21 protein-coding genes and 2 tRNA genes are annotated in these 20,699 nt (G+C 33.2%); 15 read left to right on the top strand and 8 right to left on the bottom strand.

The window, feature by feature from the left end:
- Positions 1-389 (top strand): transposase (locus ACSULM_RS10985; RefSeq protein WP_436862677.1); only part of this gene is annotated, 389 nt, incomplete at its 5' end.
- Positions 390-458: 69 nt separating this feature from the next.
- On the opposite strand, the gene ltaA is transcribed toward ACSULM_RS10985, so the two are convergent.
- Positions 459-1,661: a lipoteichoic acid biosynthesis MFS flippase LtaA gene (gene ltaA, locus ACSULM_RS10980; protein ID WP_436862676.1), complete on the bottom strand. Its 1,203-nt coding sequence runs from the start codon at positions 1,659-1,661 to the stop codon at positions 459-461.
- Positions 1,639-2,814 (bottom strand): diglucosyl diacylglycerol synthase, encoded by a 1,176-nt coding sequence (locus ACSULM_RS10975; protein ID WP_436862675.1) that lies wholly within the window; start codon positions 2,812-2,814, stop codon positions 1,639-1,641. Before ACSULM_RS10975 ends, ltaA begins: the two co-directional genes overlap by 23 nt.
- Before the next feature lie 403 nt (positions 2,815-3,217).
- Between ACSULM_RS10975 and ACSULM_RS10970 the strand changes: the two genes are divergently transcribed.
- From ACSULM_RS10970 to ACSULM_RS10940, 7 genes are all read left to right on the top strand, one after another.
- Positions 3,218-4,702, top strand: coding sequence for a UDP-N-acetylmuramoyl-L-alanyl-D-glutamate--L-lysine ligase (locus ACSULM_RS10970; RefSeq protein WP_436862678.1), 1,485 nt, complete (start codon positions 3,218-3,220; stop codon positions 4,700-4,702).
- Positions 4,692-4,931: a YueH family protein gene (locus ACSULM_RS10965; RefSeq protein WP_436862674.1), complete on the top strand. Its 240-nt coding sequence runs from the start codon at positions 4,692-4,694 to the stop codon at positions 4,929-4,931. The genes ACSULM_RS10970 and ACSULM_RS10965 overlap by 11 nt, the downstream gene beginning before the upstream one ends.
- Positions 4,932-4,943: 12 nt before the next feature.
- Complete coding sequence (locus tag ACSULM_RS10960) at positions 4,944-6,506, top strand: peptide chain release factor 3 (protein ID WP_436855321.1); 1,563 nt, start codon at positions 4,944-4,946, stop codon at positions 6,504-6,506.
- A gap of 357 nt (positions 6,507-6,863) precedes the next feature.
- The gene (locus ACSULM_RS10955) at positions 6,864-7,664 is read left to right on the top strand and encodes a TerC family protein (protein ID WP_436855322.1); all 801 of its coding nucleotides are present in this window, start codon (positions 6,864-6,866) and stop codon (positions 7,662-7,664) included.
- A gap of 251 nt (positions 7,665-7,915) precedes the next feature.
- Positions 7,916-9,691, top strand: a complete 1,776-nt coding sequence (locus ACSULM_RS10950) for a trypsin-like peptidase domain-containing protein (protein ID WP_436862673.1) — start codon at positions 7,916-7,918, stop codon at positions 9,689-9,691.
- 18 nt (positions 9,692-9,709) lie between these two features.
- On the top strand, positions 9,710-11,068 hold the full coding sequence (locus ACSULM_RS10945; protein WP_436855324.1) for a TrkH family potassium uptake protein: 1,359 nt from the start codon (positions 9,710-9,712) through the stop codon (positions 11,066-11,068).
- 193 nt (positions 11,069-11,261) lie between these two features.
- Entirely contained in the window at positions 11,262-12,770 is a 1,509-nt protein-coding gene (locus ACSULM_RS10940) for a bifunctional metallophosphatase/5'-nucleotidase (protein ID WP_436862672.1), read from the top strand.
- Positions 12,771-12,839: 69 nt separating this feature from the next.
- Here ACSULM_RS10940 and ACSULM_RS10935 read toward each other — a convergent pair whose 3' ends face one another.
- A complete protein-coding gene (locus ACSULM_RS10935) occupies positions 12,840-13,442 on the bottom strand; it encodes a CPBP family glutamic-type intramembrane protease (RefSeq protein ID WP_436862671.1) in 603 nt (200 codons plus the stop codon).
- Between the two features lie 5 nt (positions 13,443-13,447).
- Positions 13,448-13,633, bottom strand: a complete 186-nt coding sequence (locus ACSULM_RS10930; RefSeq protein ID WP_002483735.1) for a YkvS family protein — start codon at positions 13,631-13,633, stop codon at positions 13,448-13,450.
- A gap of 361 nt (positions 13,634-13,994) precedes the next feature.
- On the opposite strand from ACSULM_RS10930, the gene ACSULM_RS10925 reads away from it, so the two are divergent.
- Positions 13,995-14,984: a lipoate--protein ligase gene (locus ACSULM_RS10925; RefSeq protein ID WP_436862670.1), complete on the top strand. Its 990-nt coding sequence runs from the start codon at positions 13,995-13,997 to the stop codon at positions 14,982-14,984.
- Between the two features lie 88 nt (positions 14,985-15,072).
- On the opposite strand, the gene ACSULM_RS10920 is transcribed toward ACSULM_RS10925, so the two are convergent.
- Positions 15,073-15,291: an IDEAL domain-containing protein gene (locus ACSULM_RS10920; RefSeq protein ID WP_436862669.1), complete on the bottom strand. Its 219-nt coding sequence runs from the start codon at positions 15,289-15,291 to the stop codon at positions 15,073-15,075.
- Positions 15,292-15,543: 252 nt separating this feature from the next.
- Here ACSULM_RS10920 and ACSULM_RS10915 point away from each other — a divergent pair, with 252 nt between their 5' ends.
- The 5 genes from ACSULM_RS10915 to ACSULM_RS10895 all read left to right on the top strand — a co-directional run bounded on the left by ACSULM_RS10915 (position 15,544) and on the right by ACSULM_RS10895 (position 18,196).
- Positions 15,544-16,107 carry a competence protein ComK gene (locus ACSULM_RS10915; protein ID WP_436862668.1) on the top strand — a complete coding sequence of 188 codons (564 nt, stop codon included), beginning with the start codon at positions 15,544-15,546 and terminating at the stop codon, positions 16,105-16,107.
- 156 nt (positions 16,108-16,263) lie between these two features.
- Positions 16,264-16,338, top strand: a tRNA-Asn gene (locus tag ACSULM_RS10910).
- Between the two features lie 2 nt (positions 16,339-16,340).
- Positions 16,341-16,429 (top strand) — tRNA-Ser (locus ACSULM_RS10905).
- Between the two features lie 450 nt (positions 16,430-16,879).
- Positions 16,880-16,987 carry a putative holin-like toxin gene (locus ACSULM_RS10900; RefSeq protein ID WP_436862667.1) on the top strand — a complete coding sequence of 36 codons (108 nt, stop codon included), beginning with the start codon at positions 16,880-16,882 and terminating at the stop codon, positions 16,985-16,987.
- A gap of 780 nt (positions 16,988-17,767) precedes the next feature.
- Positions 17,768-18,196, top strand: coding sequence for an organic hydroperoxide resistance protein (locus ACSULM_RS10895; RefSeq protein ID WP_436862666.1), 429 nt, complete (start codon positions 17,768-17,770; stop codon positions 18,194-18,196).
- A gap of 64 nt (positions 18,197-18,260) precedes the next feature.
- Here the strand turns inward: ACSULM_RS10895 and ACSULM_RS10890 are convergent, their stop codons facing one another.
- The gene (locus tag ACSULM_RS10890) at positions 18,261-18,353 is read right to left on the bottom strand and encodes an SAR1012 family small protein (protein WP_258953780.1); all 93 of its coding nucleotides are present in this window, start codon (positions 18,351-18,353) and stop codon (positions 18,261-18,263) included.
- Between the two features lie 113 nt (positions 18,354-18,466).
- Positions 18,467-18,679, bottom strand: coding sequence for a TM2 domain-containing protein (locus tag ACSULM_RS10885; protein ID WP_069994891.1), 213 nt, complete (start codon positions 18,677-18,679; stop codon positions 18,467-18,469).
- Positions 18,680-18,853: 174 nt separating this feature from the next.
- On the opposite strand from ACSULM_RS10885, the gene ACSULM_RS10880 reads away from it, so the two are divergent.
- Positions 18,854-19,411, top strand: a complete 558-nt coding sequence (locus ACSULM_RS10880) for a GNAT family N-acetyltransferase (RefSeq protein WP_436862665.1) — start codon at positions 18,854-18,856, stop codon at positions 19,409-19,411.
- Between the two features lie 237 nt (positions 19,412-19,648).
- On the opposite strand, the gene ACSULM_RS10875 is transcribed toward ACSULM_RS10880, so the two are convergent.
- The gene (locus ACSULM_RS10875; protein WP_436862663.1) at positions 19,649-20,587 is read right to left on the bottom strand and encodes a 1,4-dihydroxy-2-naphthoate polyprenyltransferase; all 939 of its coding nucleotides are present in this window, start codon (positions 20,585-20,587) and stop codon (positions 19,649-19,651) included.
- Between the last annotated feature and the right edge of the window lie 112 nt (positions 20,588-20,699).

Raw genomic sequence — 20,699 nt, 5'->3', positions numbered from 1 at the left:
ATAGTGCATTGCAGTATTTACTTTCTTTAGATGATAAATTAGAAGCAACATATCGTATGGGTCATCAAATACTAAATGCACTAAGAATGAATAATCCAAAACGCTTCGAAGAAGTTTTAAACAAAGCAAAAAACGAAGATATTTCCGAAGGTCTCAAACGTATTATTAAAACATTTATTGAGTATTTACCGTATATTGAAAACACTATGAGTTACCCTAAATTTACGAATGGACCGATTGAAGGTATCATAAACAAAATAAAATTGATAAAGAGAAATGCCTACGGCTATCACAATTTCATTAACTTTAGAAATAGAATCCTTATAATTTCTAGATTATTTGTCTCTCAACATAAAAAATACATCAAGCAACAAAAACGAGTTGCTTGATGTATCGAAATATATTTATTTTTTATAGACCAACCGTTATTGACAAAGAGCCTAAATAATCATTATGTTTTATTTTGAATGCACTGAGCGTTTAGATTTAATAAAGTAAATACCATAAAAAATAGCTAAGAATAAGAATACTAAGGCCGAAAAATAGAAAGTGTTGTTTACGGATCTTGTGAATTCTGTAATAAGTCCACCCACAAGCGGACCAATCATTGATCCGAAACCTTGAACACTGTTAAAGACACCCCAAGTTTCTTCTTGTTCTTCAGAATGAATGTGACTTGCCATAAAGGTATTCCATGCTGGAAGTAAGATACCATACATCAATCCGATAAATACAGCTAAGACCCAAACGAGTGTTATATTTGTAATCAATGATAACGCGAAAATCATTATCGTATATAACAAGAATCCACCGAGAATAATACCATACATAAATTGTTTGCCATGATTATCTATAATTTTAGATAAAAAGAGCATAGATATCGCACAGCCGATACCACCAAATACAAGTGCAAATGTATATTCTAAAGTAGAAACGCCAACCACTTTCGTAGCATAGGTTGGTAATATTGGTACTAAAGCAGTTATGGAAGCACCTTGTAATAAAATACCAGGGAAAAGAATGAGGTGACGTTTAGTGACATTCACGATTTGACCTAATTGTTGCTTCACAGGGCGCGTATTATAGTTGGTAAGACGTATTTTTACGAAATAATATAGTATCCATGCTATCAATACAACAAGTGACATTAAAAAGGCAAACTGTGTAGGATGGAATTTGAATATGACATTCATTGCCACCATACCAACGAGTAGGCCAAGTAACCAAGAGAAATAAACATAGCCCATTTCTTTACCACGGTTTTTTTCATCAACACTTGCTAACATAATGACCCAAATCGGACTTACTGCAATTCCCAGTAAGATTGCACTAGTTATTAGGACCACAGGTGAAGTAGGGAACCAAATCACAAAGAACAAGCTTGCGAAGGCAAGTAGGAAACCTAACGTCAGTACGACTTTCGTGCCTAGGCGTTTAAGTAAAAAACCTATGACGAAATTTGTCGTCGCATCTGCTATAAAATGTATAGAAATAGCGATAGATGTAATACCTACCGCGATAGAAGTTGCTGTTGGAAGCAATGCTAAATAACTTAATATGTACATACCGCGCGCGAATTCCATTAAGAATAAGATAATTAGCATGATTATGAAATTTTTATTAGATTTATGATTATGATTATTTAACGAAGAGCTTTGCATATAAAGGTACCTTTCCATAAACTTCTTCATAATGTGATGAATGATTGAGTAAGTTTAATAAATCTTTGCATAATTTATATGTTGAATATGGAATACGCGATGCGTCCATCGCTTCTGACATTGTTGCCAGTTTATCTGGAGCATTTGTCAATGAAGCAACTTGTTCAACTGCAGCTTCAGGTGTTTTGGCAATACGACCATAGCCTTTTTCTTCAAAATAGACTGCATTTTCAAGTTCTTGGCCCGGAGCAGGATCTAGGAATATCATTGGAATTTGACGTGTTAATGCTTCCGAAATTGTAATACCACCTGGTTTCGTTATCATTAAGTGGCTTGAGGCCATCCATTCATTCATATGCTTCGTATAGCCAAGTATGAGTACGTTATCATAATTTTTAAATTGAGATGATAGCGAGCGCTTAAGTTCTTTACTTTTACCACATATCATAACAACTTGCGCATGTGGACTACGATTTAATATGTCTTGTATCATTGGTCCAAAGCCTTTAGAAACACCAAAAGCTCCTGCAGACATTAAAATAGTCGGTTTGTTTGGATCAAGGTTATTTTGACTTAACCAGGCATGTTGATCGACGTTCTTCTCGAATTTATCAGAAATTGGAATTCCAGTGACTTTTAATTTATCTTTAGGAATGCCAATACTTGCAAACTCTTCTTTTAACTCATCAGTTGCAAGATAGTATTTTTGAGAAAACGGTGTTATCCAGTTTTTCTGTAAACGATAGTCCGTCATAACTGTTGCAATTGGAATGTTCATATCGAATTGTTCGGTTAACACAGACATGACTGGTGTTGGGAATGTTAGTAATATTAAGTCTGGCTTTTCTTTTAAAAGCAAATTGATTAATTTATTTAGGCCATAATATTTATAAAAACATTTATCTAATTTGTCTGGTTGACTATAATAAAAGGATTTATACATGTTTCTAAAATATTTAAAGCTGTTGATATACCATTTTTTACAGATAGAAGTTAGGATTGGGTGTGCTTCTAAAAATAAATCATGTTCGATAACTGTTAAATTGTCTAGATTCATTTCTTTAAATTGGTTCACTACACTTTGTGTAACTTGTAAATGCCCATTACCAAAAGATCCAGTAATTATCAGTATTTTTTTATTTTGAGTAACCATTAAAAGCCACCCTCCAATAGATTATATTTAGCACATACTAAGTTTACCGCATTTTTTTAATGCGTGAAAGAAAAAACACACAATTAATAATGATTATATCATTTTACAAACAGTTGTGAAATGATACATACTGTATTGGGATTTAACATTGTGATAAAAATATGTTGTTGTTATCACTACAATACCATTATTAATGTAAAAGTATACGGTCAAAATGATATTTTAAGAAAATATTAACAATGGGACAACATTATGTTAACAATAAATAATTTCTAATAAATTTTTACGCCAATAGCAGTCTATATATAATAGGAAGAAATAAATATAAACAAAGGAAGAGATTCTATAAAAACACAAGAAAATGTGTATAATAGAAGTATTGGAAATAAAGGAGCGATAGATGTTGAAAGCAAACGTGTTGTTTGAAAAAATAAGAGTGAAACAAGTTATAGGTACGTTAGATAGAAATGTAACTGATATAACTACGGACTCTCGTACGGCACAACAAGGTAGTATATTTGTTGCCTCGAAAGGATATACGGTTGATAGTCATCGATTTTGTCAGAATGTAGTTGAACAAGGTTGCCAAATTATTATTGTCAATCACGAGCAAGAATTAGAAGGAGATGTAACGCAAGTTATAGTGCCTGACACATTACGAGTAGCAAGTCTATTAGCCAATACATTGTTTAACTATCCAAGTAAACATCTTGTAACCTATGGCGTGACTGGTACGAATGGCAAGACATCTATAGCAACGATGATTCATCATATATATAGAAAACTAGGTAAAGGCAGTGCATACTTAGGTACGAATGGTTTCCAAATAAATGAAACAAAGTCAAAAGGTGCTAATACTACGCCAGAAACGGTGTCACTCACGAAAAAAATAAATGAGGCTGTTGAACAAGAGGCGGAAGCGATGACGCTAGAAGTTTCAAGCCATGGGTTATCATTAGGAAGATTACGTGGTGTCGATTTTGATGTAGCTATTTTTTCAAATTTAACACAAGATCATTTAGATTTTCATGGCACGATGGAAGCATATGGACATGCGAAATCCTTACTGTTTAGTCAATTAGGTGAAGATTTATCACAAGAGAAATATGTCGTTCTTAATAATGATGATACATTCTCAGAGTACTTAGCATCAGTAACACCATTTGAGGTATTTACATATGGCGTAACCAATGATGCTCAATTTACCGCAAGTCAAATTAAAGAATCGCTTCAAGGTGTTACGTTTGATTTTAATACGCCAGAGGGTGTCTTTCATGTGAAGTCACCGTATGTCGGTTTGTTCAACGTATCGAATATCATGGCAGCGATGATTGCAGTTTGGAGTAAAGGTATTTCATTGACGGATATTGTGCATGCAGTTGAATATTTAGAACCGGTTGAAGGTCGATTAGAAGTGCTAGATCCATCATTACCGATAGATTTAATTATTGATTACGCGCACACTGCAGATGGTATGGATAAGTTAATTGATGCGGTAAAACCATTCGCTAAACAAAAATTGATTTTCCTATGTGGTATGGCCGGGGAAAGAGATTTAACTAAAACACCTGAAATGGGCAGAGTTGCTTGTCGTGCGGACTATGTCATTTTTACACCGGATAATCCAGCAAATGATGATCCTAAAAAATTAACACATGAGTTAGCTAAGGGTGCGACTCATGATAATTATATTGAATTTGATGATCGCGCTGAAGGCATACGACATGCCATTGAAGTTGCAGAGCCAGGAGATACTGTCGTATTAGCGTCTAAAGGTCGCGAACCTTACCAAATTATGCCTGGTCATATCAAAGTACCACATCGAGATGATTTTATCGGACTTGAAGCAGCATATGAAAAATTCGGTGGAGGCCCTAATGAAGATTAGAACATTAAATTATCAGGAAATACAAGGGAGAGTATATATTTATGAGCATATAGATAATCAATTATTGCTCGTAGCTATCCCAGATATGAATTGGTCTGTTGAAATTTCTGAGACGTCAAATCAAGATGATATTCACGAAGCAGTTGTGATACACTTATTTACGATACTTGATGAGTCAATAGCAGAACAAATAGCTGATGACATCGTTAAATGGATATTTGAGAATTAAAGGAGCATATATATGAGTATAAAGGAAGAAGTAGAATCAAGAAAAACCTTTGCGATTATATCTCACCCTGATGCTGGTAAAACAACATTAACCGAAAAATTATTATTATTTGGTGGTGCGATAAGAGAAGCAGGTACAGTTAAAGGTAAGAAGAGTGGTAAATTCGCAACGAGTGACTGGATGAAAGTGGAACAAGAACGTGGTATCTCTGTTACAAGTTCAGTTATGCAATTTGACTATGACCACTATAAAATCAATATCTTAGATACACCAGGGCATGAAGACTTTTCAGAAGATACATACAGAACATTGATGGCTGTCGATAGTGCAGTCATGGTCATCGACTGTGCTAAAGGTATCGAGCCTCAAACATTAAAGCTATTCAAAGTATGTAAAATGAGAGGTATTCCGATTTTTACATTTATCAATAAATTAGATAGAGTCGGTAAAGAACCATTTGAACTACTAGATGAAATTGAATCTACATTAGAAATTGAAACGTACCCTATGAACTGGCCAGTAGGTATGGGACAGAATTTCTTTGGGATTATTGATAGAGATACACATACAATTGAGCCATTTAGAGACGAAGAGAATGTCTTACATTTAAATGATGATTATGAATTAGAAGAAGATCATCCTATGAAAAATGATAGTGCATTTGCACAAGCTATTGAAGAATTAATGTTGGTTGAAGAAGCGGGCGAAACATTTGATAATGAAGCGTTATTAAACGGTGATTTAACGCCTGTATTCTTTGGGTCTGCACTTGCAAACTTTGGTGTTCAAAATTTCTTGAATGCCTATGTCGATCACGCACCAATGCCAAACGCACGTCAAACAAATGAAGATGTAGAAGTGAGCCCATTTGATATTGATTTTTCTGGATTTATTTTTAAAATTCAAGCCAATATGGATCCAAAACATAGAGATAGAATTGCATTTATGCGTGTAGTAAGTGGCGCATTCGAACGTGGTATGGATGTGACTTTACAACGTACTAAGAAAAAACAAAAAATTACGCGTTCCACATCATTCATGGCAGATGATAAAGAAACAGTCAATCATGCTGTAGCCGGTGATATTATTGGTCTTTATGATACAGGTAACTATCAAATTGGTGATACGCTTGTGGGTGGCAACCAGAAATTTAGTTTCCAGGAACTGCCACAATTTACGCCAGAGCTATTTATGAAAGTTTCTGCTAAAAATGTCATGAAACAAAAGCACTTCCATAAAGGTATCGAGCAACTTGTACAAGAAGGTGCGATACAGTATTATAAAGCGTTGCATACGAATCAAATTATTATCGGTGCAGTGGGACAATTACAATTCGAAGTCTTTGAGCATCGTTTGAAAAATGAATACAATGTTGATGTTGTCATGGAACCAGTTGGTCAAAAAATTGCACGTTGGATAGAAAATGAAGAAGATATCAAAGATAAAATGAGTTCATCACGTTCAATTTTAGTGAAAGATATTTATGACAACTATGTATTTTTATTTGAAAATGAGTTTGCTACAAGATGGTTTGAAGAAAAATTCCCAGAAATCAAATTATATGGATTGTTATAAAATTTAAATTTGTGTATAATATTCATATTAATAGAATACCTATGACTTTGTAGTCAGAGGGGAGTAACTCAACTATATAAGTGATATATGATTCAAGCATATTCGTGTTAATTTAATTAACTTATGTGCTGGATATATCCTTTCAACATAGTCATTTTATCGTCATTACGAAGTTTAGGCTTCCGGTAAAATGGGCATAATAACAATGTCGAGTGAGACCTTTGCTAATAGTGAATAAGAATATATACTTTGTATTAAATGTTGTAGTAAACGTTTAATTACATAGCATTATATGCCGAATTTGCTAACTTAGCTTAGGTCTCTATTTTTATGCTTAAATAAAAGGAGTTGTCCAGTATGGATCCGAGTTTGATCTTACCTTATCTATGGGTACTTGTCGTACTTGTATTTTTAGAAGGTTTATTAGCTGCAGATAATGCAGTCGTTATGGCCGTAATGGTAAAACATTTACCGCCTGAACAACGTAAGAAAGCACTATTTTATGGTTTACTTGGTGCATTTGTATTTCGTTTTATTTCACTATTCCTAATTAGTATCATCGCACATTTCTGGTGGATACAAGCATTAGGTGCAATATACTTATTGTATATGTCTATACGAAATTTGATATCATTCTTTAAAGAAAAAGACCATCAAGATCAAGATGGTACGGATGATCATCATTTTGATGATGATGGATCAGAAATTCATGCGAGTCCGAAAACTTTCTGGGGAACAGTATTAAAAGTTGAATTTGCAGATATTGCATTTGCTATAGATTCAATGCTTGCTGCACTTGCTATTGCAGTTACGTTACCAGCAGTAGGTATCCACTTTGGTGGTATGGACTTAGGGCAATTTGCTGTCATGTTCCTAGGTGGTATGTTCGGTGTGATTATCATGCGTTTTGCTGCAACATGGTTTGTAAACTTACTTAACAAATACCCAGGACTCGAAGGTGCTGCCTTCGCTATCGTTGGTTGGGTCGGAATTAAATTAGTCGTGATGGTATTAGCACATCCAGATATTTTAATTTTACCAGAACACTTCCCACATAGTGTCTTATGGCAATCTATCTTCTGGACAGTTATGATTGTATTAGTCGTAATCGGTTGGTTAACTTCCGTTCGTAAAAACAAAAAAGAAGAAAAGAAATAAGATTGAGAAGACCCCTAATTCGCAGTTTATGCGAGTCAGGGGTTTTATGTTGTAATGATTTTACAAAAAATTTCCATAAAGTAGTTTTTTAAGCGCATAGTTTAGCCATCATCATTGATTAATATCAAAGTTGATGAGTAGTACAATATGCTAAAAATATACCTTGAATAAAACCAAGATAATAGCAGAAAAAAATACTGTGATATGTCATAATAGATAACATAGTAACATGCAATTTAGGGGGCGTTTTGATGTCTAATGATAAAAAACATGTAATTCCTAGAGCCCAATATGGACGTAAGAGACGCGCGTACTTTCATAATGAGGAACGGGAACAACGTATAGAGAAAGAAAGAAATGCACGAAAACAACGTGCAGAGAAAGAAGAAATTTTAGCTAAAAATAATGAAGCACGTGTCAAAGATAATTTGAGAAAAGCACGTATTGAAAAACTTACGCAAGAAGAAATTCATCAACAGCGTGCATTGGCTGCACAGCGAAGTGATCATTACAATGCAGAAGATGATAAATCAACACAAAATATCGATGCACTAGAAGCAAATGACCAAACTTCAAACCAGGACAATGTGTCTGAAGGTGAAGAACAAGCAAAAGTGGCAGCAACCCCTGCCCAAAGTAAGTCAACTGCAAATAAGTCTAAAGCAAAGACTGAATCGCACAAAAAAATGTCTGAAGCTAGTGGGCCAATTTCTAAGCAACGTGACGATGATCATTTTTATTCCGAAGAGGCACAACAATCTCGCGTGAATCATTATATTGAAGGCGGTCAGTCAGACAAACTTCACAAAGATAAGCATACTTATAAAGATACTAAAACACATACACCAAATAATGGGAAAAACAATGTTTCAATCGTAGATAAGATCAAATATTTCTTAGAGGAACATTGGGCGAAAATTTTAATCGTCATTGCTGTTATTTTATTAATTGTATTAATCAATGCCATTTTCAATAACGTTGATAGAAATGGAACTTCAAAAGACAGCATATTCCAGAGCAGTCATAACGAAGACAAAACGTATACAACAACGATGAAAAGCGCTAACAGTGCGATTCATTCTGTAGTTACAGTTGAAAACGATACAGGGAAACATGCTTCATCAGCTGAGAAAGAAACACAAGAGGCCGGAAAAGAAAATGAGTTAGGTTCAGGCGTCGTCTACAAAAAAGTGGGCGACTCTATTTTTATTATTACAAATGCACATGTTGTGGGTGATAAAAAAGAACAGAAAATTACATATGGTAATAATGACTATACAATTGGCACAGTGATTGGATCAGACAAATATTCAGATATTGCTGTAGTAAAAGCAAAAGTTAAATCTGGTAATGATGTCAAACCAATAAAAATGGGAGATTCTAGCACATTGGTGCTTGGAGAGCCTATTATCGTTGTGGGGAATCCACTTGGTGTTGATTTTAAAGGTAGTGTATCGGAAGGTATTGTATCTGGTTTGAATCGACACGTGCCTGTGGATATAGATAAGGACAAACAATATGATGTACTTATGAATGCATTCCAAATAGATGCGCCTGTTAACCCAGGTAATTCTGGAGGAGGCGTAATTGATCAACATGGTAAATTGATTGGTATTGCTTCAATAAAAATTGATATGGAGAATGTTGAAGGTATCGCATTTGCAATTCCAGTAAATGATGCAACAAATATTGCCAAACAATTAGAGGCTAATGGTGAAGTGACTTATCCAAATACTGGTGTTAAAATGGCCAATATCAAAGATTTAGACGATACAGCGCGACAATCTATCCACTTGCCGAGTGATGTGAATCATGGCGTTGTGATTGGTGAAGTAAAAGAAAATAGTCTCGGAGAAAAATCTGGGTTGCAAAAAAATGATGTAATAGTAGAATTAGATGGTAAAGAAGTAGAAGATAATCTTAGATATAGACAAATTATTTTTAGTCATAAAGATGATCTAGATACGTTGCCAGCAAAAATATATAGAGATGGTAAGGTAAAAGATATCAAATTAAAATTGAAGTAGTGTTGAGGTGAATACGCGTTGTCCATTTTCAATCAATTATTAAAAAAATCCAGTCCTCAACAAGGTATAGTCATGTATTACATTGTAGCTATTATAGTTGCATTCCTATTACTAAATTTGCCATTTGTTCATAAACCAGGGATTCACGTTGATCCAGTCGATTCCTTATTTGTAGCAGTATCGGGTGTTAGTGTAACAGGCCTATCACCGGTCAATATTGTGGACACCTATACGACATTCGGTCAAATTATTATTATGATTATCCTTAATATCGGTGGAATCGGTGTCATGGCTATTGGTACGATGTTATGGGTAGTGTTGGGTAAACATATTGGTATGCGTGAAAGACAATTAATAATGTTAGATAATAATAAAGATACTATGAGCGGTACGGTTAAATTAATTCTAGATATTGTACGTACTATTTTAATTATCGAAGCAGTTGGTGCTGCATTATTAGCATTTTACTTTTACAGAGATAACCCTGATTTACAATATGCTATCATGCAAGGTTTGTTTGTAGCAGTGTCAGCTACAACAAATGGCGGTTTGGATATAACTGGACAGTCATTAATACCTTATGCCAATGATTATTTTGTACAGACGATAGTGATGTTTTTAATAATTTTAGGTTCCATTGGATTCCCAGTATTAATAGAAGTTAAAGCATATATTAAAAACAGAATTCCTAACTTTAGATTTTCATTATTTGCTAAAATTACAACTATGACATATTTAGTGTTATTCGTATTTGGTGTGCTTATTATTTTATTATTTGAATATAACCATGCTTTTCAAAATATGTCATGGCATAAGTCATTATTTTATGCACTATTCCAATCGGCAACAACAAGAAGTGCGGGCCTACAAACGATTGATGTTAGTCATTTCAACGAAGGTACCAATGTCATTATGAGTATATTAATGTTTATCGGGTCATCTCCAAGTTCTGTAGGTGGTGGTATAAGAACTACCACATTCGCGATACTCATTTTGTTCTTACTCAATTTCAATAATAATAGTGAGAAATTGTCCATTAAAGCATTTAATCGTGAAATACATACAACAGATGTACAGCGTTCATTTGCAGTATTTACAATGGCAGGTATATTAACGTTTGCTAGTACCATTTTCATTTTAATGGTTGAAAATGGCAAAATATCATTCTTACAAGCATTTTTTGAAGTCATGTCAGCCTTTGGTACATGCGGATTATCATTAGGCGTGACGGATAATTTTAATGACATGTCCAAAGTTACATTGATGATACTCATGTTTATTGGACGTGTAGGATTAATTAGTTTCATTATTATGATAGGTGGTAGACGTGAACCAGATAAATATCACTATCCAAAAGAACGTGTCCAAATAGGATAATGATGATTTCAAGTAAATCCCACTTCATAGACGTAATGTCTAATGAAGTGGGATTTTTTGATTTTACAGAGTCTGTTTAAAATTAGCTATAACTAAACGAAAAGTTAGGATACAGTGTGTATCATTGAAAGTGATTTTTGTGTCGTAGTATTTAATAATCATGTTAAAATATGGTTGATGAGGAGAGTGGCCTATGAATAAAAATGAAAAAGTTGCTATTGATGTCATTACGACTTCAGATATGCATAGTTATTTTCTAAATGGTGATAGCGGCTCAAATATATATAGAGCTGGAACATATGTTAAATCAATTCGCGATGAAAGTGAGCATGTCATACTATTGGATAGTGGCGGTAGTTTAGCAGGATCACTAGCTGCATTTTATTATGCAGTCGTGGCACCATATAAGCGCCATCCAATGATAAAGTTAATGAATGCGATGGAGTATGATGCAAGTGGTATCAGTCCAAATGAATTTAAGTTTGGTTTGTCATTCTTTTCAAGAGCAGTATCATTATCTAGATTCCCGTGGTTATCTGCCAATATAGAATATAAGCAAACGAGAGAACCTTATTTTTCAACGCCATATACTATAAAGGAAATTGAAGGAGTTAAAGTTGCAATTGTCGGTTTAACATCAGATGGATTAATGGAACGTGAGCATTTTGAAATGGAAAGTGATGTGCGTATAGAAAAGACATTATTGTCATCTAAAAGATGGATTCGATATATTCATGAAACCGAGATGCCAGAATTTCTTATTGTCATTTACCATGGTGGATTAAACCAACTTAATAAGTCAGCAACTGAACGTGAACAAAATGTCAATGAAGCGGAAAAATTAATGCAAACATTAGGCGTTATTGATTTACTGATTACAGGGCATCAACATCAAACATTTATAGGGCAAAATGATAAGACTTTGTATGTACAAGCAGGTCAAAATGCAGAACAATTGATTCATGTGAAGCTGAATTTTAAAAAACGTACCAATTCATATGAATTAGAAAATGTTGACTCTCAAATCGTTGATTTAAACGAATATGAAGAAGATGCAGATCTACTTGATTTAACGTATTATGATCGAAAAACAGTTGAACATTGGAGTGAAGAATCTTTAACCACGCTAAAGACAGAGGCAAGTGTCTCAGGTTTAGCCGACGTGATTAAGCAACCACATGCATTTACGCAATTATTACATGATAGTATACGTCAAGCATATGATAATGATATATCTTGCGTACATTTACCTACGAGTGGCGAAGAAGGGTTGTCTGGTGAAATCACAAATGAACTGTTATATAATGCGTATCCACATCCAGATATTCCAATTGATGTAACAATAAAAGGCCAACAAATAAAAGATATACTAGAATATTGTTATGGACACATTGAATTTAGCGCAGGTGCATTAAGTTTAACCATAGTTGATGAAACACTATGCACGTTCTGGCAAGGTGTCGACTATACTATTGATATGAATGCGCAGCCATTTCAACGCGTACAATTGCATAATATTGATTTAGCACACACGTACCGTATAAGCATGACGGATTATTGTTATAGAAATTATAGACAATATTTGGAAAATGCCATTATTCATGAGTCCGGAGAAATTACGATGGTAGAGCTTATTTCAAGAAAATTAAAAGATTCAAGTTATAATATTCAACAAAATCAAACATTTAACGTGTTAACCTAAAAAAGCTGGAAGATTTCATTATTATTGAAATCTTCCAGCTTTTGCTAAATTATTGTATGATTTTTATGGCTATACATTAAATATTAAGAGAATAACTACTGCAACAATTTGTGCTACAGCTGTAGTAGCAATTCTACGTGTATAGAAATAACTAATTGAAAGTACTAACTGAACAATAAATATAAAGAACATAATCCACATATTATCTAAATAGAAAAACAATGAAGCAGAACATAATGCCGTAATAATAATGCTCAACCAACTTGGAATGTTTAATTTAAGTAATTCTTTTTGTAAAACAGTTCTCATATAAAGTTCATGACACGGTATAACAAAGAGTAATGTCACTAACATTTGCCATTTATAATAGACACCTGTACGTGTTAATTCTTTGATTAATTCAGCATATTTTATATCAGAAAATATTGCTGCCAAAATAAGTTGAATTACAATTAGTGCTATACCTGTAATAATCCCGATACCAAGTGATGTGAGTAATCGTTTAGATTCAATATCTCTTTGATAAAAGATATAACTAACTCCAGCGATAAGCATTATGCCAGTGTACAAATACCAATATTCCTGTTTTTCGCCCCACATAATAAATAGTATTAAGTGAAATACGATAAAACTTACAATAAACCATATTAACGCCTTAGAAATTCTATTCATTATAATTATCCTTCTTGCTCAACGATTGTGTATCGTTTATGATTAATGACAGTTTTCTCTGGCAAGTCTAGTTCTTCGAAGTTCTCCATAATTGTTAAGTCTACAATTACTGAGTTGTCATTAATCTTTTCTACTCGACCTTTTAAGCCGTCATAAAATTCTACAATATTTCCAACTTCTGCAACAGTCATTTTAAGTCCTCCTAGAAATGCTAACTAGATAGTATTATACAAAAAATCGACAAACAAATAAACAAATAAACATTAAATAGTGTGATATAAAGCATTTTCAAGATTTTAGTAAAATTATAGTGTGAATGATTGGCATTTTTGTCGAAAATATTGCATAAATAATATAAGGGTATATATGGGGATCGGGCAGAAATCAAATGCTCTAATAGAGATTTCGTAGTCCCACCTTGGCAAGGATGATTGGGATTGAAAAAACTTGATATAAGTGAACTTTCAATTCACGCATCTACTGCTTAATTAAAAATGTAGCTGAGACATCTATTTTGGTCTTTGTTTCATATATGGTAAAGGAGTGTAGTTGATGAAATTTATTAGTAATAATGATATTACGGATCCAACATTGAATTTGGCAATGGAAGAGTACGTGTTAAAGCATATGCCTAAAGACGATAGCTATTTCTTATTTTATGTAAATAGACCATCGATAATTATTGGGAAAAATCAAAACACAATTGAAGAAGTGAATCAGCCGTATATTGATGCACATGGTATTGACGTTGTAAGACGCATATCCGGTGGGGGTGCCGTGTATCATGATACGGGGAATCTAAACTTTAGCTTTATTACAGATGATGACGGAAATAGTTTTCATAACTTTAAAAAATTCACAGAACCCATTGTTGAAGCTTTGAACAAACTCGGGGTGAATGCAGAGCTCAGTGGGAGAAATGACATTCAAGTTGGAAAAGCCAAAATTTCCGGTAATGCAATGGTTAAAGTGAAAGAGCGCATGTTTAGTCATGGCACATTGATGTTAAACAGTGAATTGAACGAAGTACAGAATGCATTGAAAGTAAACCCAGCAAAAATTAAATCTAAAGGCATTAAATCCGTCAGAAGTAGAGTTGCTAATATTTCAGAATTCTTAGAAGAACCCATCGACATTGATCAGTTTAAAGAAATTATTTTGAAAACAATTTTTGGTGAAGCGATGCAGGTAGAAGAATATAAATTGACGGACGAAGATTGGGCTAATATTGAAAAATTAAGTAATGAAAAATATCGTACATGGGAATGGAATTACGGTAGAAATCCAAAGTATAACTTTGAGCGCGAGGAAAAATTTGATAAAGGCTTTGTGCAAATTAAGTTGGACGTGAAAAAAGGACGCATTGAACACGCAAAAATTTTCGGCGACTTCTTTGGAGAGGGAGATATTACCGAATTAGAAAACGCACTAGAAGGTACCATGCATGAATTTGAAAGCATAGAAGAAGCACTTTCAAATTATGATATATATCACTATTTTGGGGATATTGATCGCTACGAACTAATCAGATTAATGTCTTAAAACTCTTAATTTTTAAAATTAAAAAGGTCTATTCTCTATCTTAGTTAAAGTAGGGAATAGACCTTATTTTGAATATGAAAAGATTAAATTAGCCAACGAGAAATTCCTCCAATTGCTTATATTCTTCAGTAAAACGTTTGAAATCATTCTCGTTTTTATTTTTTAGTGCATTATCAATTAACAGTTCTAATTGCTGCTTACGAACATTGCGTAGTGATTCATCAATGATTAACTCAATACCCAAATCATTAATGGTTGAGACAAAAGATTCTAGCGTATTATATTTAACATGTGTATTATGCTTCATTGCCTACACGACCTTTCTGTTTATATTTAAGTAATAGTATACAAGGTTTTAATTTTGAAATCAATGAATATTCTGACTTTTCTGAAGAAATAAGTGTAAAATGCAACTTTTCTAAAAATTAATAATTGCAAAAGATTCTGCTCCGAAAATTAATTGTAGAAAACTTATAAAAATAATTATTATATAAGTTGATTTTAAGATGTTGTTGGTATATTATTTGTTTATCGTCACATATAACAAGGAGGTAACAACATGATTCAACCCTATATTATTAAAAAAGGTGATATGGCCATACAACCATGTAATTTGGCCACAGGTAAAAATGAAGGAAGCTATCTACTGAGATATAAAGATGAAAGTAAAATTTTGAAAGAACGCGTTCCTAAGATTATTGACCGATCTTGTAGATTTTATGGTAGTAGTTATAGCTTTAAAAAAGAAGATACAATGCGTATTACAGGCATTAGTAGTAAACCACCGATTTTATTCACTCCGCTTTTTCCTACGTATTTTTTCCCAACACATTCTGACAGAAAAGAAGAAAACACTTGGATCAATATTCATTATGTCCACAATATCAAAGCTGTGAAAGAGAAAAAATGTAAAGTTACGTTTGTAGATAATCAAACGATTATTGCTAATATTTCAGCACATAGTATGCAACATCAATATCTAAATGGCATATTATATTATTACATGATGGACAGAGCAGCAAGAGTTGCAACATTTGATCCGGACTCTCCAATTGATTACACCAAACCTCAATTAAACATTTATGAAGCACTAGCTAAGTATTCTTTATTCGAAAATAAATAGCGAAATTACTATTGATTTTATATGTAAAAATGACATATGTGGAATATTATATTAATTTAGTGTAAATATTCCGCATATTTTTTTGGTTTTTCTACTTGAAAAATTTAACATTGTTGATATAATAGTATTTGTGCTTGATTAGAGAGAACACATTAATCCACAGTAGCTCAGTGGTAGAGCTATCGGCTGTTAACCGATCGGTCGTAGGTTCGAGTCCTACCTGTGGAGCCATTGGAAACGTACTCAAGTTGGCTGAAGAGGCGCCCCTGCTAAGGGTGTAGGTCGCGAAAGCGGCGCGAGGGTTCGAATCCCTCCGTTTCCGTAATTTAGTTAATTCCCGTTAAGTTGACGTAAGTAAAACGTTAATTTAGCGGGTTTTTTTATTATGTCACGATAATTTTGGTTAAGTGTCGCAAATGGAGTTTTACGCCAACGTTGCGACAATATTAATATCATTTTTGAGTTTTACTCTAACGTGTTGGCATTAGTTACTATTTTGTCTAATGCCTGTTTAGCTTTATCATTTTCAACTTTGGGTGTTTCATCTAACAGAAGTATTTTAAGCATATAGCGGATATTCTATTGAGAAGTATTCATTAACTTATAATGTTGAACAATAAGAAGTGAAAAGAATTCTAATTTTATAGGAATTCATTAAAAATATGTTAGAATAAAAAATGAGTAAGTTAGATAGATGGTGGCTAATCTTAGTATAAAGTGAGGTGGTGCTTATGGAAGTGCCGACAAAATCTTTAGAAAGGAGACGCCTTGTGTGGTTTCAATTGTAGAAACACTACACTTAATGTTAGGTTTCGGTACTTTCATCGTTACCTTATTAGGTTTAGTGATTGCAATTGTTAAATTAAATCATAAAAAATAACCATCTCTAACTTTGGCAAGGACGAGATGATTATTTTCGAATAATTATTTAAACCAGCCACCGTCTTTTTAACGGGATCGCTTGGGCGATACACGTATTGTGTGTCGCCTTTTTCATATCTAAATTAACACAATATAAAAAAATTATCAAATATTTAAGTCGGCATAGTCACGTCGTCTTTTTATTTTATAAAGGTTATCTACTTTATTTAACTACTAATTTCCTACTATGTTATTGCTAGGTAGACTACAACCTGTAATATTTCAAATAGGAAAATGCATGAATACAATTAAATATCAGTAATAAAATAAGGGATACTCCAGAACATGATCAGGAGTATCCCTTTTTGACTCTGTTATTCACTTACTTAGGTACTGCAGCGATGATTGCTTTAATGATAGTGATAATTGCATTAACAATATCTGTAATCATAATAGTCACCCCTTTGATTTTCTTAAGAATATTATACTGCAAAATAATTATTTTATTTCATTTTTTCCTAATTGATTATTATTCAAATGTAATTGTCATACAATTGAATGTTATACGACACTGGGGCATTCCTAAGTGTTGATCGGTAGATAGACTTAAATAAGCTTACGTTTTTAATTGTCCAATACAATATTTTCATTATCTAACGGTTTAAATTGTAATACGAAATAATATGTAATTAGAACTATAGTTCTAAATTTTTGTATTTTTTAAATAGGTGGTATTATTATTATTGAATTAATTTAAATTCGATAATAAATGAATATATTATAAAAAGGAGTGTATCATATGGTAAAATCTTTATATGAAACAACAGTCATTAGTAATGGTGGACGAGATGGTAAAGTTTTCAGTGAAGATAATACTTTTTATCAAGATTTAGCTGTACCCAAAGAAATGGGAGGTAACGGCGTAACGGAGTCAAATCCTGAGCAATTATTTGCAGCAGGATATAGCTCATGTTTTAATAATGCACTTATGCACATCTTAAAGCAAAGCGGTAAAGCGGAAATTGAACCTGAAGTCAAAGTGACAGCATATTTTCTACCTGATAAAAGTGATGGTGGCGTAAAATTATCAGCAAGTTTAGATGTTACTTTAACGGATTTGAGTCAAGAAGAAGCAGAAGCATATGTAGAAAAAGCTCACAATTATTGCCCGTATTCGAAGGCTTTAAAACAAACAATTGATATAGAAATTGAAGTTAATGTAAATTAATATAGAACAAAAATAAAAGCTGATAATCACCTCTACAAAGGTAGTTATCAGCTTTATTTATATATTATTGTGATTTTTTACTAATTAAATTTCTGATTGCTTTAACGATATAACCAACTGCTAATGCTCTAAAAACACGCTTAATTATATTTTTCATTTTAATCCTCCTAAATTATCAGTCAAATACTAGAATTTGCATTATATGTTATTTACCCAATTTTCATATAAGTTAAGTGTTAAATCGGAAAATAATGAAAAACGGAGCGTCATTTATTTTGTGAAACTTATTAAACCGTCCTCATCTGCTGGTTTGAAGAAAATTGTGATAATACCACTAATAATAGCGAGTATATAAGGGATGCCGGTCCAAAAGAAAATGAGATGAATTACTCCTTGTAGAAGTTGATTAGAATAGAATTTGTGAATACCACACCATCCTAGTATAAATGCGAGCACAACATAGATTACTTTGTTTACTTTCATACGTTCATGTCCTTTCTTAAATTGAATGTATTATATTAATTATCGCTTAAATTTTAAAATACAACAATCGAAAACTACTTAAATTATTTCTTTTAAGAAATAGTCATTACTTCGAAATTTTAATTTAATCATTTATAATTAAGTTAAACAATGAATTGAAAAGGGGCATATAAGATGATTAGAAAAGCGAAACCAGATGATATTCCCAAAATTGCAGAGTTGTGTTATATCATTTGGAAAGAATTAGAAATAGACATGGTTAGAGATATTGAGAAATCAAGACTATTAACAATTATGGAAAAAAGTATGATTGATGTGCCATATAGAGGCCACTATAGTAATACATGGATTTATGAATTAGATGGACAAGTAGCAGGATGCTTAATTGCGTACCCAGGTGATAAAGAAATAGCATTGGAACAGGCTTGGCTTGATATGGATTTAGATGATGATATACGTGCGTATGGGTCGCCTATGCCAATGAAAGAAGCACATGATGACGAATGGTATATTGAAACAGTAGCAACATTCCCAGAATTTCGTGGGCGTGGCATTGCAACGAAACTTGTTCAGCATGTATTAGAATCAAATAAAGATAATAAGTGGAGTTTAAATTGCGATATTCATAATGATGGTGCGCTTCGTGTTTATAAAAAATTAGGATTCAGTATTGATAGTGAGTTCGACCTTTATGGACATAACCATTATCACATGATTAACAGTGAAAAATAAAAGAGGTGAGACAGAAATCAAGTATTCTAATAAAGATTTCGTAGTCCCACCCCGGCAAGATGATGTTTAGGACTGAAAAGTATACCTGAGCTGAAGCTCATGCATGAGCCATACTAACTTAATGAATTAAGCAGTGAAACTCTACATGTTCAATTCAGTCAACTATTGTCTAATTGACAAAGGATCTGAAACATTTATTTATGTCCCAGATCCTTAGTCATGCGTTGATTTAATTTTTTAAATACCACCAAGTAATGCACTGATATAAATACCTAATGCATATAGTAAACCAAAGAATGTATTAGTTTTTCCAGTTGCTGCCATTGCTGGCATCATTGTTTGTGGTGTATCATTTTTCTTGAATCTACGCACAGCTTTGATAGGCATAGGGAACGATAATAATGCTAGTAAGAAAAAGATAGATCCACCTGGGATGAAGAATGTAATAAATATAACTAGTACATAAGCCACGATATACATAAGCGCCAAGAAGCGTATGGAATTATTTTTACCTAATAGGATTGGCAGCGTCATACGACCACTGTCTTTATCCTTCACACGGTCACGAATATTATTCGCCATATTAATCATACCGATTGTGATTACGATAGGGATACTAATCCAAACAATGAGTCCTTGTAAGTTGCCAGTTTGTATAAAGAAGGCGATTAAAATAATAATCATACCCATAAAGATACCGGAAAATAATTCTCCAAATGGGGTCCATGAAATAGGGAATGGACCACCAGTATAAAGGTAGCCTACTGCCATACAAACCAAACCAACAGGTAAAAGCCAAAATGAACTTTGAATCGCGATAAATATGCCTAGCAAGCCGGCAATAATGTAAAATGCGATTGCGATATTCATGACTAATTTGGGACTCATACCATTACGTACGATTGCGCCACCTATACCTACAGAAGTGTGATCATCTAATCCTTTTTTGAAATCGTAATATTCATTAAACATGTTTGTTGCAGCTTGGATTAACAAACAAGCAAGTAACATTGCTAAGAATAAACTTAATTTTAAATGATCTTCACTACCAAGTAGGAAAATTTTAGCAGAAGCAGTACCCACAAGTACGGGTACGACAGCAGCAGTCAATGTATGTGGTCTCATCAGATGCCAGTATTTTCTGACAGTTGAATATTGTTGATATTGAGATGCCATAATGATTTACCTCGAATTCTTTTAATTTATAATATTTTTTATCAAATTTATTTTAATGGAAGAAGTTGTACAGGTCAAATAACGGAAAATTTGTATTAATGAAATAAGCTCG

Origin of the sequence: Staphylococcus caeli, from assembly GCF_051413795.1 — a bacterium.
GTDB lineage: Bacteria > Bacillota > Bacilli > Staphylococcales > Staphylococcaceae > Staphylococcus > Staphylococcus caeli_A.
Note: the sequence above shows the minus strand (reverse complement) of the source record. Positions and strands in the feature narration are given on the sequence as shown.